General features: G+C 61.2%; 20 protein-coding genes. 1 reads left to right on the top strand and 19 read right to left on the bottom strand.

Annotation, left to right across the window (positions count from 1 at the left end):
• Positions 1-36: 36 nt before the first annotated feature.
• The 11 genes from BUB23_RS25405 to rplC form a co-directional block, all read right to left on the bottom strand.
• Positions 37-1,008 carry a tripartite tricarboxylate transporter substrate binding protein gene (locus tag BUB23_RS25405; RefSeq protein WP_073109982.1) on the bottom strand — a complete coding sequence of 324 codons (972 nt, stop codon included), beginning with the start codon at positions 1,006-1,008 and terminating at the stop codon, positions 37-39.
• A 179-nt stretch (positions 1,009-1,187) separates the two neighbouring features.
• On the bottom strand, positions 1,188-1,469 hold the full coding sequence (gene rpsQ / locus BUB23_RS25400) for a 30S ribosomal protein S17 (RefSeq protein WP_073109979.1): 282 nt from the start codon (positions 1,467-1,469) through the stop codon (positions 1,188-1,190).
• A gap of 1 nt (position 1,470) precedes the next feature.
• On the bottom strand, positions 1,471-1,662 hold the full coding sequence (gene rpmC, locus BUB23_RS25395) for a 50S ribosomal protein L29 (protein ID WP_073109976.1): 192 nt from the start codon (positions 1,660-1,662) through the stop codon (positions 1,471-1,473).
• Positions 1,663-1,671: 9 nt separating this feature from the next.
• Positions 1,672-2,088, bottom strand: coding sequence for a 50S ribosomal protein L16 (gene rplP, locus BUB23_RS25390; RefSeq protein WP_073109973.1), 417 nt, complete (start codon positions 2,086-2,088; stop codon positions 1,672-1,674).
• A gap of 2 nt (positions 2,089-2,090) precedes the next feature.
• The gene (gene rpsC / locus BUB23_RS25385; protein WP_073109971.1) at positions 2,091-2,882 is read right to left on the bottom strand and encodes a 30S ribosomal protein S3; all 792 of its coding nucleotides are present in this window, start codon (positions 2,880-2,882) and stop codon (positions 2,091-2,093) included.
• Positions 2,883-2,891: 9 nt separating this feature from the next.
• The gene (gene rplV / locus BUB23_RS25380) at positions 2,892-3,221 is read right to left on the bottom strand and encodes a 50S ribosomal protein L22 (protein WP_073110044.1); all 330 of its coding nucleotides are present in this window, start codon (positions 3,219-3,221) and stop codon (positions 2,892-2,894) included.
• Between the two features lie 3 nt (positions 3,222-3,224).
• Positions 3,225-3,500 carry a 30S ribosomal protein S19 gene (gene rpsS, locus BUB23_RS25375; RefSeq protein ID WP_073109968.1) on the bottom strand — a complete coding sequence of 92 codons (276 nt, stop codon included), beginning with the start codon at positions 3,498-3,500 and terminating at the stop codon, positions 3,225-3,227.
• A 12-nt stretch (positions 3,501-3,512) separates the two neighbouring features.
• Complete coding sequence (gene rplB / locus BUB23_RS25370; protein ID WP_073109966.1) at positions 3,513-4,340, bottom strand: 50S ribosomal protein L2; 828 nt, start codon at positions 4,338-4,340, stop codon at positions 3,513-3,515.
• On the bottom strand, positions 4,341-4,637 hold the full coding sequence (rplW, locus tag BUB23_RS25365) for a 50S ribosomal protein L23 (protein ID WP_073109963.1): 297 nt from the start codon (positions 4,635-4,637) through the stop codon (positions 4,341-4,343).
• Positions 4,634-5,254: a 50S ribosomal protein L4 gene (gene rplD / locus BUB23_RS25360; RefSeq protein ID WP_073109961.1), complete on the bottom strand. Its 621-nt coding sequence runs from the start codon at positions 5,252-5,254 to the stop codon at positions 4,634-4,636. The genes rplW and rplD overlap by 4 nt, the downstream gene beginning before the upstream one ends.
• A gap of 2 nt (positions 5,255-5,256) precedes the next feature.
• On the bottom strand, positions 5,257-5,946 hold the full coding sequence (gene rplC, locus BUB23_RS25355; protein WP_073110042.1) for a 50S ribosomal protein L3: 690 nt from the start codon (positions 5,944-5,946) through the stop codon (positions 5,257-5,259).
• Between the two features lie 363 nt (positions 5,947-6,309).
• Between rplC and guaD the strand changes: the two genes are divergently transcribed.
• The gene (gene guaD / locus BUB23_RS25350) at positions 6,310-7,623 is read left to right on the top strand and encodes a guanine deaminase (RefSeq protein ID WP_073109958.1); all 1,314 of its coding nucleotides are present in this window, start codon (positions 6,310-6,312) and stop codon (positions 7,621-7,623) included.
• On the opposite strand, the gene BUB23_RS25345 is transcribed toward guaD, so the two are convergent.
• The 8 genes from BUB23_RS25345 to tuf form a co-directional block, all read right to left on the bottom strand.
• A complete protein-coding gene (locus BUB23_RS25345) occupies positions 7,611-7,982 on the bottom strand; it encodes a ribbon-helix-helix domain-containing protein (RefSeq protein ID WP_084136256.1) in 372 nt (123 codons plus the stop codon). The two genes, guaD and BUB23_RS25345, sit on opposite strands and share 13 nt — an antisense overlap.
• Positions 7,983-8,007: 25 nt before the next feature.
• Complete coding sequence (locus BUB23_RS25340) at positions 8,008-9,576, bottom strand: GMC family oxidoreductase (RefSeq protein WP_073110038.1); 1,569 nt, start codon at positions 9,574-9,576, stop codon at positions 8,008-8,010.
• 82 nt (positions 9,577-9,658) lie between these two features.
• Positions 9,659-10,252: a tat (twin-arginine translocation) pathway signal sequence gene (locus BUB23_RS25335; protein WP_073109956.1), complete on the bottom strand. Its 594-nt coding sequence runs from the start codon at positions 10,250-10,252 to the stop codon at positions 9,659-9,661.
• Between the two features lie 57 nt (positions 10,253-10,309).
• Positions 10,310-10,705, bottom strand: coding sequence for a VOC family protein (locus tag BUB23_RS25330; RefSeq protein ID WP_073109953.1), 396 nt, complete (start codon positions 10,703-10,705; stop codon positions 10,310-10,312).
• Positions 10,706-10,798: 93 nt separating this feature from the next.
• A complete protein-coding gene (locus BUB23_RS25325; RefSeq protein WP_084136255.1) occupies positions 10,799-11,620 on the bottom strand; it encodes a quaternary amine ABC transporter ATP-binding protein in 822 nt (273 codons plus the stop codon).
• Positions 11,620-13,644, bottom strand: a complete 2,025-nt coding sequence (locus BUB23_RS27900) for a glycine betaine ABC transporter substrate-binding protein (RefSeq protein ID WP_073109950.1) — start codon at positions 13,642-13,644, stop codon at positions 11,620-11,622. The genes BUB23_RS25325 and BUB23_RS27900 overlap by 1 nt, the downstream gene beginning before the upstream one ends.
• Before the next feature lie 123 nt (positions 13,645-13,767).
• Positions 13,768-14,079, bottom strand: a complete 312-nt coding sequence (gene rpsJ / locus BUB23_RS25315; protein ID WP_013743964.1) for a 30S ribosomal protein S10 — start codon at positions 14,077-14,079, stop codon at positions 13,768-13,770.
• Positions 14,080-14,139: 60 nt separating this feature from the next.
• A complete protein-coding gene (gene tuf, locus BUB23_RS25310) occupies positions 14,140-15,330 on the bottom strand; it encodes an elongation factor Tu (protein WP_073109947.1) in 1,191 nt (396 codons plus the stop codon).
• Position 15,331: the final 1 nt, after the last annotated feature.

Genomic DNA, 15,331 nt, shown 5'->3' with positions numbered 1-15,331 from the left:
CATTCAATACCTCGCATAAGGGGTTGGCCGGCGCCGTCAATCGGCGCGCATGCCCAAGGTTTCCACCAATTTCCTGGAGGCGGTGTAATCCGAATCGACAAACGCCGTGAACGCGGCCACATCCATAGTCCCTACCGTGCCGCCTAGCGTCTTCACCCTCTCTTTCATGTCCGGCTCCGAAAGCGCCGCCCGGGTCGCCGCATTGAGTTCGGATACCCGCGCGGCCGGCGTCCCCTTGGGCGCAAACAGGCCCAGCCAGGTGATGTGTTCGTAACCCGGCAGGCCGGACTCCGATGCGGCCGGGATTTCCGGAGTGACGGGCCAGCGCTCTTTGGAGGTGACCGCCAGCGCCTTGACCTTGCCCGCCTTGACCAGCGGCATCGCCGCCACCAGGCTGGCAATGACCACCGGGATCTGGCCGCCGGCAACGTCGTTCAGGGACAGCCCCGAACCCCGATAGGGCACATGGACGAGTTTGACGCCGGCCGCCGTGGCCAGCATTTCGCCGGCGATATGGCTGGGCGTGCCTATGCCGGCGCTGCCGTAGCTGACCGTGCCCGGATTCTTTTTCGCGTCGGCTATGAGCGCCTCCAGCGTCCGGTACTTGGAATCGTTGGGCACGACGATTACCGACGGGCCCTGCATCAGCTGGGCCACCGGCGCGAGATCCTCTATCTTGTAGCCCGCATTGCGAAACAGCGACGGGTTGATGGTGTGATTGTTCGCCGTCACCAGAAGGTTGTTGCCGTCGGGCGCGGCGCGGGCCACCGACTGGGCGGCAATGTTGCCGCCGGCGCCCGGCTTGTTCTCGACAATGAATGTCGTCTGCAGGCGCTGGCCGACCTTGTCCGCCACCATTCTCGCCAATGCATCGGCGCTGCCGCCCGGCGCGACGATCACGACCAGGCGCACCGCCGGGTTCTCGGCGCGGCTTGCGGAACAGGCGAGCAGGGCGGTGCCCAGCGCAAGCGCCTGCAGCACGCGGCGGCGGTTATTGGGGGATTGCATTTGATAGTCTCCTTTGGTCGTCGCTCTCGTGGCGAGAGCTGGTATCGCCATACTATACAAACACGGGAGACTAGTAGAAATACACTTTCCAGCTAGGGGCATATCATTTCAAGATGGCGGGACGTAAAAAAATCCCTACCGCATTATCTGCGTGTAGGGATTTTCCGGCCTATCTGACTTCAGATGGCGCGCGAGGCTTCGAGCAAACGCACGACAGTCCATGACTTGTCGCGGGAGATCGGACGACCCTCCGCGATTTCGACCATGTCACCTTCGTTGTACTGGTTCGTCTCGTCATGCGCCTTGTACTTGTTCGAGCGCATGACGATCTTGCCCAAGACGGGATGCTTGACGCGGCGCTCAACGCTGACCACGACAGTCTTGTCCATCTTGTTGCTCACAACCCGGCCAACGAGGGTACGTTGGCGCTTGGCTGGCTGGGTGTTTTGAGTTTCGCTCATCTTACTTTCCTGCGGTCTCAGTCATGATGGTGCGGACGCGCGCGATATCGCGGCGGACTTTGCCAATTTGACTGGTGTTGGAAAGCTGCTGGGTAGCACGCTGCATACGCAGGTTGAATTGTGCTCTCAGCAGGCTCTCGAGCTCTTTACCGAGCTCGGTGGCGTCTTTGGAACGGAGTTCGCTGGCTTTCATGAGGTCTCCTTAAGCGCCGATGTGGCGCGACACGAAGGTCGTGCGCAATGGCAACTTAGCGGCGGCCAGGCGGAAAGCTTCACGTGCAAGCTCTTCGCTTACACCTTCCATTTCATAGAGCACCTTGCCGGGTTGAATTTCTGCGACCCAGTATTCCGGATTGCCCTTGCCGTTACCCATGCGGACTTCGGCAGGCTTCTGCGAAATCGGCTTGTCGGGGAAGATGCGGATCCAGATACGGCCGCCACGCTTGATGTGGCGGTTGATCGCACGACGAGCGGCTTCGATTTGGCGTGCCGTCAGGCGGCCACGATCGATGGACTTCAGACCGAAATCGCCAAACGAAACTTCTGCACCGCGAGTGGCCAGGCCGGTATTGCGGCCTTTTTGCTCTTTGCGGTATTTTCTGCGTGCTGGTTGCAGCATGGTTATTCTCCTTCAGGCGCCGGCGCGGCGTCTGGCTTGCGAGGGCCGCGACCACGTCCGGGAGCACCAGCGGGACGACGGCTGTCTGGACGGTCGCCACGAGGCGCACGACGCGGACGACGCTCTTCATCACGGGGAGCCGCGGTCTCGGGGGGCATTTCGCCGTTAGGCAACATGTCGCCCTTGTAGACCCAGACTTTGATGCCGATGATGCCGTAGGTTGTTTGGGCTTCGGCAGTGCCGTAGTCGATGTTGGCGCGCAGGGTGTGCAGTGGCACACGGCCTTCGCGATACCATTCGGTACGGGCAATTTCGATGCCATTCAAACGTCCTGCGCTCATGATCTTGATGCCTTGGGCACCAAGACGCATTGCATTCTGCATGGCGCGTTTCATGGCGCGGCGGAACATAATGCGTTTTTCGAGCTGCTGGGCGATCGAGTCGGCGACAAGCTGGGCATCGGTTTCGGGCTTGCGGATTTCTTCGATATTGACGTGCACAGGCACGCCCATCAAGCGTTGCAGATCGGACTTGAGGTTTTCGATGTCTTCGCCGCGCTTGCCGATCACCACGCCCGGACGAGCCGAGTAAATGGTAATGCGGGCATTCTTGGCAGGACGCTCGATAATCACGCGACCGACAGAAGCGCTTTTCAGTTTTTTCTTCAGATACTCGCGCACACGGATGTCTTCGGCGAGCATGCCGCCAAAGGCCTTGTCGTCCGCATACCAGCGCGAAGTCCAGTTGCGGTTAACCGCGAGGCGGAACCCAATCGGGTGTATTTTCTGTCCCATTGTGACTCCTTAAGCGCCGACTTTGACCACAATGTGGCAAGTCTGCTTCTCGATGCGGTTACCGCGGCCTTTTGCACGGGCGGAGAAGCGCTTCATCGACTGAGCCTTGTCAATATAAATCGTAGTGACTTTAAGCTCATCGATGTCGGCGCCGTCGTTGTGCTCGGCGTTGGCGATCGCGGACTCAAGAGCTTTCTTGAGCAGACCCGCGGCCTTCTTGGGTGTGAAAGTCAGGATATTCAGCGCCTGGGCAACCGACTTGCCGCGGATCAGATCCGCAACAATACGTGTCTTCTGGGCCGAGATATGGACTCCACGGATAATAGCTGTAGTTTCCATCACTTACCTCTTGGACTTTTTGTCCGCAGCATGGCCCTTGAACGTACGGGTCAGTGCGAACTCGCCGAGCTTGTGACCGACCATGTTCTCGTTGACGTACACGGGAACGTGCTGGCGGCCATTGTGCACAGCAATCGTCAGCCCAATGAACTCGGGCAGGATGGTGGAACGGCGCGACCAGGTTTTGATCGGCTTTTTGTCTTTGCCCTCGACAGCGGCATCGATCTTCTTGATCAGATGCGCGTCGACGAATGGGCCTTTCTTGATCGAACGTGACATGTTGTTCGCCCCTTACTTGCGCTTGCGGCGCGAGACAATCATATTGTCTGTGCGCTTGTTACGACGGGTTCTGAAGCCCTTGGCCGGAGTGCCCCATGGGGAAACCGGTTCGCGACCTTCACCAGTGCGGCCTTCACCACCACCGTGCGGGTGATCCACCGGGTTCATGGCAACGCCACGGACCGTAGGACGCACACCACGCCAGCGCATGGCGCCGGCTTTGCCGATCTGGCGCAAGCTGTGTTCTTCGTTGCCGACTTCGCCTATGGTGGCGCGGCAATCGATGTGGACGCGGCGGACTTCGCCAGAGCGCAGACGCACCTGGGCATAAGTACCTTCGCGGGCCATCAGGACAGCCGAAGCGCCGGCGGAGCGAGCCATTTGCGCACCCTTGCCCGGAAGCATTTCGATGCAGTGTATGGTGGAGCCCACTGGTATGTTGCGGATGGGCAGCGTATTGCCGGAGCGGATGGGAGCATCCAGGCCGGACAACAGCGTTGCGCCTACTTCCAGGCCGCGGGGAGCGATGATGTAGCGGCGCTCGCCGTCGGCATAGCACAACAAGGCAATGTGCGCCGTGCGGTTGGGATCGTATTCCAGGCGTTCAACTTTGGCAGGAATGCCGTCTTTGTTGCGACGGAAGTCGACCAGACGGTAATGCTGCTTGTGACCGCCGCCACGATGGCGCACAGTGATGTGGCCATTGTTGTTGCGGCCGGAACCACGTGTTTGTTTTTCGAGCAGAGCTTCGAAGGGGGCGCCTTTGTGCAGACCAGGCGTTACCACCTTGATCATGCCGCGGCGACCGGGCGAAGTCGGCTTGACTTTTACGAGTGCCATTTAATTCACCTCCGTAAAGTCGAGTTCCTGACCGGGCTTGAGCGAAACATATGCTTTGCGCTCGTTACGGCGGCGACCCATGAAACGGCCAAAGCGCTTTTCCTTGCCCTTGCGGTTCAAGACCTGCACCGACTCAACTTCCACCTTGAACAAGAGTTCAACGGCAGCCTTGATTTCGGGCTTGCTTGCATCGGCAGCGACGCGAAAAGCGATTTGCTGATTTTTTTCGGCAACGAACGTGGCTTTTTCAGTCACGATGGGAGCCAGGATTATTTGCAATAAGCGTTCGGCTTTCATCCCAACATCTCCTCGAGTTGAGCGATAGCCGTCTTGGTGATCAGCACTTGCTTGTAGTGGATCAGCGACAGCGGATCGGCATAACGCGGTTCAACCACGGCAACATGCGGCAGATTGCGTGTTGCGAGGTACAGATTTTCGTCGAGCACGTCGGTAATGATCAGCACCGATTCGAGGCCCATGCTCTTGAGCTTGTCCGCGGCCAATTTGGTTTTGGGCGCATCAAGAACAAAAGTGTCGACGATGGAAATGCGGTCTTCGCGAGCCAACTGGGAAAGGATCGCGCGAATGCCGGCGCGATACATTTTCTTGTTGACTTTATGCGTGAAGTTTTCTTCAGGCGAATTCGGGAACGCACGGCCACCTCCACGCCAGATAGGCGAGGATGTCATACCCGAACGGGCACGGCCGGTGCCTTTTTGGCGCCACGGCTTTTTAGTGCTGTGCTTGACCGTATCGCGACCCTTCTGGGCGCGGTTGCCACTGCGCGCATTGGCCTGGAAAGCCACGACGACCTGGTGCACCAGCGCTTCGTTGAAGTCGCGGCCGAAAATCGTGTCAGGAGCAGCGAACGTACTTGCGGATTGACCTTGGTCATTCAGGAGCTTGAGTTCCATGATTAGGCTCCTTTCTTGGCCGACATCTTGATGGCGGGACGCACGATGACGTCGCTGTTCTTGTGGCCTGGGACTGCGCCCTTGACCAACAGCAAGCCACGTTCCGCGTCGACGCGAACGATGTCTAGATTTTGAACGGTACGGGTCGCATCACCAAGGTGGCCCGACATTTTCTTGCCCGGAAACACACGACCTGGATCTTGTGCTTGACCGATGGAACCCGGAACGCGGTGCGAACGCGAGTTGCCGTGCGAAGCACGTTGCGACTTGAAGTGATGGCGCTTGATGGTGCCGGCAAAGCCTTTACCTATCGTCGTGCCAGTGACGTCAACTTTTTGCCCCGCTTCGAATACGCTTTCGACGGCCACGACAGAACCTGCTGTAAATTCAGCGGCCTTGGCGGGATCTAGACGGAATTCTTTGAGGATACTGCCGGCTTCAGCGCCGGCTTTGGCGTAATGCCCTGCCTGTGGCTTGGTCACGCGTGAAGCGCGCCGTGTGCCATAGGCAACTTGCACTGCCGCGTAGCCATCGATTTCTGGTGACTTGACTTGGGTAACGCGGTTGTTCGACACGTCCAGTACTGTAACCGGGATGGACTCGCCTTCCTCGGTGAAAATACGGGTCATGCCGACTTTGCGCCCAACCAGTCCCAGCCGATAGGCGGCAGGCGTAGGTGTCGAGTTCGACATCGTTTTCTCCATTCCCGACTGCGATTGGTCGGGGCTAATTACCGTATGCAAGCCCTCTGCATACACGATTTTTTTGAATCCAAAACTTTTTTGGTCAAGCGTAGCACTTTAGCATATCTACGGGTGCCTAAGCAAGTCGGGGAACGGGTAGATACCCGTAAAGGGATCCCGCAGGGCGCGAAAGCAACAGTCGCACCCGCGGCGGGACGGCCATAGGGCCGCCAGGCCGGGCTCGAATCGAAGCCGGCAAGGCGCAGACTGCCTACCCGCTCTGGCCGACTTCCTTTATGATTCCTCTATGATGCTTGCGCCGGCTCCACATCCCGACGCGGCCGCAGCCCACCTCACCAAGAGAATCCCTACATGGCGGACAATGCCTCTTTGAAAGCCATACGCGGCCCCTATCTGACCTTCGTCGACGACCCCTTCCTCACCGGCGACACGACCGCGCTGCATTACGAGCCGGACGGCCTCATCCTGATCGAAAATGGCGTAATCGCCGCCGCCGGGGACTTCCAGGCCAATCGCGGCCAACTGCGCGGCCATGAAGTCGATCATTACGCGGACGCGCTGATCCTGCCCGGGTTTATCGATACCCATGTGCACTATCCGCAGACGCAAATGATAGGCGCCTACGGCAAGCAGCTTATCGACTGGCTGAATCAGTACACCTTCGTTACCGAACAGCAATTCGCCGATGCCGGCCACGCCGCATCGGTGGCGGATTTCTTCCTCGGCGAATGCCTGCGCGCCGGCACCACCACCGCGGCGGTCTACTGCACCGTGCACCCGCAATCGGTCGATGCGTTCTTCGAGGCCGCCGGCAGGCGCCGCCTGCGCATGATCGCGGGCAAGGTGCTGATGGATCGCAACGCGCCGGCGGCGCTGACCGACACGGCGCAGTCGGGATACGATGATTCCGAAGCGCTGATCCGGCGCTGGCATGGGCGCGGGCGCCTGTCCTACGCCATCACGCCGCGCTTCGCGCCTTCCTGCTCGCCGCAGCAGCTGGAGGCCGCGGCTGCGCTATGGAAGCGCTACCCCGAAGCCTATATGCAGACCCATATTGCCGAGAACAAGCATGAACTGGCCTGGGTGAAAAGCCTGTATCCGGGCCAGCGCAATTACCTGGACGTCTATGCCCATTATGGCCTGACCGGGCCGCGCGCCATTTTCGGCCACGCCATCCATCTGGAGGAAGCGGAATGGCGGCACCTGGCCGAAAGCGGCTCGGCCGTGTCGCATTGCCCGACCTCGAACAGCTTTCTTGGCAGCGGCCTGTTCGATTTTTCCCGCGCCAAAGATCCGGCCCAGCCCCTGCGGCTGGGCCTGGCCACCGATGTCGGCGCGGGGACCAGCCTGTCGATGCTGCAGACCATGGGCGCGGCCTACAAGATAGGGCAGCTGGGCCACTATTCGCTGTCGCCGGCCAAAGCCTTCTACCTGGCGACCCGGGGCGCCGCCCAGGCCCTGTACCTCGAAGACAGGATAGGCAGCATCGCGCCGGGCATGGAGGCGGATCTGCTGGTGCTGGACCTCAAGTCCACCCCCCTCATCGCCTTTCGCATGGAGCATTGCCAGAACATCGAAGAAGCCCTGTTCGTGCAAATGACCATGGGCGACGACAGGGCGACGAAAGCGGTTTACGTCGCCGGCGAATTGGCCTATTCGACATGATTTTCGCCGTGCAGCGCAAGCTTGCCCGCGGAAGGCGCGGCCGCGCAGGCCTGCTGTCCGGTTTTGCTCAAGACATGCCTGGCATCCCGCATGGATTGCCCCTTGGCCTCGAGGTATCGCATGCAGGTCACCCGGAGAAAAGACGCGAAGTTGGTGACCTCGTTGCGGCAGGCGTAGACCTCGTCGTACAGCTTTGCGATAAGCTGGTTGGTCGTCACTCCCTCGTCGTGGGCGAGCTGCGACAGCGTGTCCCAGAATAGATTTTCCAGCTTGATGCTGGTGACCACTTTGGAGATGCGCACCGATCGGCTCCGGCATTCGTACGAGATGGGATCGGTGTGGGAATAGATATGGCACATATTGCCTCCGGAAAGAATGAAGGACCTACAGCTCCTTGCGCGACATGCTGCCCGCTATATATTCGGCCTGCCGGATCGCCAGCGAAACAATGGTCAGGGTCGGGTTTTCCGTCGCGCTCGTAGTGAACTGGCTGCCATCCGAAATGAATAGATTCGGCACATCGTGCGCGCGGCCATGCTTGTCGCATACCCCGTCGTCGGCCTTCCGGCTCATGCGGCATGTGCCCAGATTATGGGTCGAGGGATAAGGCGGCGTGTGGAATGTGCGAACCGCGCCGGCCGCCTCATATATTGCCGAGCTTTGCTTGAATGCGTGATCGCGCATGGCGGCATCGTTGGGATGGTCGTCGTAGTGGACATTGGGCACAGGCAAGCCGAACTGATCCTTGACGGCGTGGTTCAGCGTAATCCGGTTGGTTTCCTGCGGCAGGTCTTCGCCCACTATCCACAAGCCCGCCGTCTTGACGTAATCATCCATATAGGAGGCGAAATCGCCGCCCCAAGCGCCCGGGTCGAAGAAAGCGGCATAGAACGGCAAGCCGAGGCTGATGGTTTCCAGCTCGTAGCCCCCCGCAAAACCGCGCGCCGGATCGTGCCGCGCCTCGTCCTGGACAATGCCGGCCATGGTCGTCCCCCGGTACATATGCACCGGCTTATCGAAAACGGCATATACCGATCCCGTTGTATGGCGCATATAGTTGCGCCCGACCTGTCCCGAGCTGTTGGCCAGCCCGTCCTTGAACCTGGCTGATTCAGACAGCAGCAACAGGCGCGGCGTTTCGATCGAATTCCCGGCGACGCAAACCACCCGCGCCGCCTGGCGCTGCTCTTTTCCATCACGGTCGAAATAGACCACCGCCGTCGCCTTGCCGCCCTGGTCATGTTCGATGCGCGCAACATGGCATTGGGTGCGCAGATCAAGCTTGCCGCTGGCCTCGGCCTTGGGAATCTCGGTATACAAGGTCGACCATTTCGCCGCCGCCTTGCAGCCCTGAAAGCAGAAACCCTGCTGGATACAGGGCGCCCGGCCATCGCGGGCGATGCTGTTGATGGCCATATGCCCGGTGCTGACTTCCTTGTAGCCCAGCCGGGTTGCCCCGCTGTACAAAATCTTGAAGTTGTTGTTGCCCGGCAAACCGGGAATGCCATTGCTGCGCGTCACGCTCATCTTGTCTTCGGCGCGGGCGTAATAGGGCTCCATCTCGGCCAGGCTTATGGGCCAATCCAGAAGATTGCTTCCCTTGATGTCGCCGTAGGCCGTCCTGGCCTCGAACTCATGCGCCTGGAAACGCAAAGAGGCGCCGGCCCAGTGGGTCGTCGTGCCGCCCACGGTCTTGCAGATCCAGGCGGGCAGGTTGGGGAAATCCCGGGCAATGCGCCAGGATCCGGATGTCGTGCGTTTGTCCAGCCAGGCCAGCTGGCCAAATGACTTCCATTCGTCCTGGATAAAGCTGGCGGGGCTTTCCCGCCCCCCGGCCTCCAGAATGACGACCTTGACGCCTTTCTGGCACAGTTCGTTTGCCAGGGTCCCGCCACCGGCGCCGGAGCCTATGATGACCACCACGCTATCGTCTTTATCGTCGTACTTAGCCATGCTGCCTCCTTTGCGCCCGGCATGCATCCCGCCGGGCGCCATGAAATGGATTCAATGGATAACAGGCGCGCCAGCGCCGCATTCAAGCCGCATATGGCGGTGGGCTGGCCGACTCGGGCGGATCGGGCAACCAGGTCAGGTCGTCGAACCCGCGCTTGATATATCCCCCTTTTGACCAGATCTCCCCTTCATAGCCGAAGTGCTTGTAGGCCATCTGGTTATCGTAGATCGACGTAATGCACTGCCCGCGGACCTTCTGGAAGAACGGGTCGGCCTGCATCTCCCGCAGCACGGCAAGCTGGCGCGCTTGCGGCGCCGCGGCCCAGTTTCCTCCGGCCTTCTCGTCCAGGGCGTCGACGCCGGCCTCCACCATCTTGCGGACGCCGGCATCGCTACAGGCCGCATCGATATCCTTGACCAGCAGCGCATAAACGGCGTCGGGCAGGCTCTGGTGCGGGTACAGCCGCTTCGCCACGATCAGCAGAGCTTCCGCCTGCCTCTTGTCGAGCGCCTTCGCCTCCAGGGCCCAGCTGCGGGACGGCGCGAAGGCCGCCAGTATCGAGCCGCCGGCCAGCGTGCCCGTCAAGACCACGCCCGCCTTCAAGAACCTGCGGCGCGATCCCGGCCGCGGCACCCGCCCTTGAGGCTCAACAGTCGAATCGAAAAGTTTTTTCATCGCTTGTCTCCTGAGATCGCCATCGAGCTGTCCCGCTCTTTATTGGCTTTATTGACTTTATTGGTAATGTCCCGCCTTTTGCAAGACTTCTATTTTGTAACCATCCGGGTCCTCTATGAAAAAGAAAGCCGCCAGCGCCGCGCCGTCGCGGCTGAGCTGTTTTATGGCTGCGGGACGATAGCCCGCTTCGGTCATATCGGCATGGGCCTGAGGCAGATCCGGGACGGCGAATGCCACATGGCCATAGGCGTCGCCATGCGCATACGGCTCCTTTCTGTCTTTGTTGAAGGTGAGTTCTATTTCAGCCTGGCTCTCGTGATTGCCGAGATAGACCAGCGTGAAAGATGGAAAATCAAGCCTGTGCGTTTCTTCGAATTTGAAGGCCGTCTTGTAGAAATCGATGGATCGCCGCAGGTCCTGTACCCGGATCATGGTGTGTATGAGCTTTGCCACTCCTGACTCCTTTTTTCTTTGCCGACCTGGCAATTATGCGGGCCGGGCGGAATCCAGGGTAATAGCCAAGTGCTACATTCGCTGCGGTAAACCCTAGCTCGCAGCCTGCCGCCGCACAACGAATCGCTCCACATATTCATTGGCGGGATGGTTCCTGATATCGTCCGGCGTTCCCGCCTGCTCCACCTTGCCGTCGCGCAGGATCACGATGTGCTGCCCAAGGCGCAGGGCTTCATCGATATCGTGGGTGACAAAGACTATGGTCTTGTGCAGACGCTGCTGCAGGGCGAGCAGCTGGTCCTGCATGTCATAGCGTATCAAAGGGTCCAGCGCCGAGAAGGCCTCGTCCATCAGCAATACCTCGGCATCGATGGCCAGCGCCCGGGCCAGACCCACCCGCTGCCGCATGCCGCCGGACAGTTCGTCCGGATAGTTTCCCGCGTACTCGGACAGGCCCACCCGTTCCAGCCATTTCATCGCCGTCTGCCTGGCCTGGCGCTTCTTCTCGCCGCGCACATACAGGCCGAAAGCCACGTTGTCGATGACATTGATATGCGGCAGCAGCCCGAAGCTTTGAAAGACCATGCTGATGCGATGCCGCCGCAACTCGCGCAACTCCGGCATGCCGAGCTCCAGGATATTGCGGCCATCGACCAGGATCTGGCCGGCCGAAGGGTCTATCAGCCGGTTCAGGTGGCGCACCAGCGTGGACTTGCCCGATCCGGACAAGCCCATGACGCAGGATATCTGCCCGGCGGGAATGCTGGCGCTGACGCCCGCCAGCCCCACCGTGCACCGGGTTTGCGCCTGCACGGCGGCCTTGTCGGCGCCCTTGCGCAGCAGTTCCAGCGCCCGCTCCTGCTGCCGTCCGAATACTTTGTACACATCGCGGATCTCGATTTTCATTTCCGGCATTACAGCTCCTCCTGGCCCGGCAGCGCGCGCTGCCTGCGGCGCGGCCGGCCATAAGCCTGCGTGATGCGGTCTATGACTATGGCCAGGATCACGATCGCCACGCCGGCCTGCAGGCCGCGGCCCACGTCCAGTGTCTGGATGCCCGCCAGCACGTCCTCGCCCAGCCCTCTCGCGCCTATCATCGACGCCACCACCACCATGGACAGCGCCATCATGGTGGTCTGGTTGATGCCCGCCATGATGCTGGGGCGCGCCAGCGGCAAGGTGACCCTGGTCAGCATCTGCCAGCGGGTCACGCCAAAAGCCTGCGCGGCTTCCATGACATTCGGATCGACCTGGCGCAGGCCGAGTATCGTCAGGCGGATAAGGGGAGGCACAGCGTATATCACGGTGGCGAACAGCGCCGGCACCTTGCCCAGGCCAAACAGCATGAGCACGGGTATCAGGTATACAAAGCTGGGCAGCGTCTGCATCACGTCCAGGACCGGGGTCAGCAGGCGGCGCAGGATGCGGCCGCGGGCGGCGATTATGCCCGCCGGCACGCCGATGACTATCGATATCGCGGTCGACACCAGCACCAGGGAAAAGGTCTGGATCAGCTTGTCCCACAAGCCTGCCGCCCCGATGGCATACAGGCACAGCACATACAGGACGGTGGCGGCGACCTTGCGCGTGGCGTGCCACGACAATACCGCCACCAGGGCCAGAAAGACCCACGGCGGTATCGCCTGCATCGTGCGCTCGACCGGCAGCAGCACCGCCGTCAGCATGAAGTCGCTGAGCCCGCGGAAGGTGCTGCCATAGGCCTGGACCACGCCCATCAATTGCCTGTTGACGAATTCGGCGCCCGACCACCGCGGGAATATCCAATGGCCCGGCAGGTCCGCCGCGGTGTCCGGCGCAGGCCGCGCATCCTCCGGCGCTTTCCCGGAGCCGGCAAGCCCGGCCGCCGGCGCGGCGCGGGCCGGTGTTGCGGAAAGGCCCAGCCCGGCATCCATGCGCGCGGCAGCCGCGGCGGGCAGCCATTCATGCCAGACCTCGGGGTGCTCGCGCAGGAATTGCGTGGCGATGGCCTCGCCCGACAGCCGCTGCTCCGTCATCAGCAGTATCATGCGGTTCAGCAGCGGGGGCTGAAACTTCAGGCGCTCGAAGAAGGCGATCAGTTCGGGGTTCTGCCGGGCGAAGGCTTGCGAAACCGCCACTCCCAGGTGCGCCGCCAGGAAGTCCGATGGGCATGGCTGGCCCTGGCCGCTGACGATGGTGTCCCAGCAGGCCTTGTTGAACGGCCCCTGCTGTATCTTGTGAAATTTGTACTTGGCCATCAGGCCCGCGGGTTGCCAGTAGTAGAACAATATGGGCTTGCCCTGGTCGTAGGCCGAGCTGATGGCCGCGTCCAGCGCCGCGCCGGTGCCGGCGCGGAAATTGGTGTAATCCTTTTCCAGGCCGTGCAGGGCCAGCAGGCGGCTGTTGGTTTTCTCGCAGACCCAGCCGGTGGGGCAATTCAGGAAGCGGCCCTTGCCGGGCTCTTCGGGGTCGGTGAACAGGGACTTGTATCTGGGCAGGTCCTGCCAGGCATCCAGGCCCGGCGCCAGCGGCTCGATGCCGCGCTTCGCATCGCCGTGGACCAGGTAGTCGGGCACGTACCAGCCTTGCTCGGCCCCGCCCTCCAGGGTGTCGCCCACCACCCGCACCGTGCCCGCGGCAACCGCCTTTTCGATGATCGGCGACCGGCCCGACCATTGCTCCGCGATAATCTGCAGATCATTCTGCGCCAATGCCGACTCAATGGCCGCGGGGGTGCCAGGCACGATCTCGGTCCGGCACCCGTAGCCGCCGGACAGGAGCTTGCGGATGACCTGCGTGGTAAAACTGGCGCTTTCCCAGGTTTGATCGGCGAGCTTGACGGCCTGGCCGCCGTTGCAGGGCGCCGCCTGCCCGGGAGCCTCCTGGGCGCCGGCCTGCGGCAGCGACAAGCTTGCCAGGGCAAGCGCGGCGATGCCAAGGAGAACGCGGAGTTTCATCATTGAACGGGCTCCTTGGGACACGATTACATGCGGCAGCGCCATCCACCGCGCGGCGGCAAAAAAAACGCCATGCGTTCAAGCATGGCGTTTTTTACACATTGCGCCACAGGCGCTGGATACAGCTTACTGCAAAGCGATTTCGACGTCTACACCTGCGGGCAGGTCCAGGCGCATCAGGGCGTCAACGGTCTTGTCTGTTGGATCCACGATGTCCATGAGACGTTGGTGCGTACGCATTTCGAACTGGTCGCGCGACGTCTTGTTGACGTGCGGCGAACGCAACACGTCATAGCGGCGAATGCGCGTAGGCAGAGGTACTGGACCACGCACTACCGCGCCCGTGCGCTTGGCCGTTTCAACGATTTCGGCGGCCGATTGATCGATCAGCTTGTAGTCAAACGCTTTTAAACGGATGCGGATTTTCTGGTTTTTCATGGGAATTCCTAAAGAACGAATAAGGCAGGGGCAACGCCGCCCCCGCCCGCGCTAGCAATGTTACTTGATGATGGTGGCAACGACGCCGGCGCCCACCGTGCGTCCGCCTTCGCGGATGGCAAAGCGCAGGCCTTCTTCCATCGCGATGGGCGACATCAGGCTGACCTTCATCGACACGTTGTCCCCCGGCAGCACCATTTCCTTGTCGGCCGGCAACTCGATGGTGCCCGTCACGTCCGTCGTGCGGAAGTAAAACTGCGGGCGATAGCCCTGGAAGAACGGCGTGTGGCGACCGCCCTCGTCCTTGGACAGAATATACACCTCGGCAGAGAAGTCCGTGTGCGGCTTGATCGAGCCGGGCTTGGCCAGCACCTGGCCGCGCTCGACATCTTCGCGCTTGGTGCCGCGCAGCAGCACGCCCACGTTATCGCCCGCCTGCCCCTGGTCCAGCAGCTTGCGGAACATCTCCACGCCCGTGCAGGTAGTCTTGACCGTGTCCTTGATGCCCACGATCTCGATTTCCTCGCCCACCTTGACGATGCCGCGCTCGATGCGGCCCGTGACCACCGTGCCCCGACCCGAGATCGAGAACACGTCTTCCACCGGCATCAGGAACGCCCCGTCCACCGCGCGCTCGGGCGTCGGGATGTAGGTGTCCAGCGCATCGGCCAGCTTCATGATCGCCTGCGTGCCCAGCGGACCTTCGTCGCCATCCAGGGCCAGCTTGGCCGAACCCGTGATGATGGGCGTGTCGTCGCCAGGAAAGTCGTACTTCGAGAGCAGCTCGCGCACTTCCATTTCCACCAGCTCGAGCAGCTCGGCGTCATCGACCATGTCGGCCTTGTTCAGGAACACGATGATGTAAGGCACGCCAACCTGGCGCGACAGCAGGATGTGCTCGCGCGTCTGGGGCATCGGGCCGTCGGCGGCCGACACCACCAGGATCGCCCCGTCCATCTGCGCGGCGCCCGTGATCATGTTCTTGATATAGTCGGCGTGGCCCGGGCAGTCAACGTGCGCGTAGTGGCGTGCCTTGGTTTCGTACTCGACGTGCGAGGTGTTGATGGTGATGCCGCGCGCCTTCTCTTCAGGCGCCGCGTCGATTTGCGCGTAGCCCTTGGCTTCGCCGCCGAAGGCCTTGGACAGCACCGTCGTGATTGCCGCCGTCAGCGTCGTCTTGCCGTGGTCAACGTGCCCAATCGTGCCTACGTTTACGTGGGGTTTGGTACGTTCGAACTTACCTTTTGCCATG

Origin of the sequence: Pollutimonas bauzanensis (assembly GCF_900129885.1) — a bacterium.
In the GTDB taxonomy this organism is placed as follows: Bacteria; Pseudomonadota; Gammaproteobacteria; order Burkholderiales; family Burkholderiaceae_B; genus Pollutimonas; species Pollutimonas bauzanensis.
This window is presented reverse-complemented; position numbering and strand designations above follow the sequence as displayed.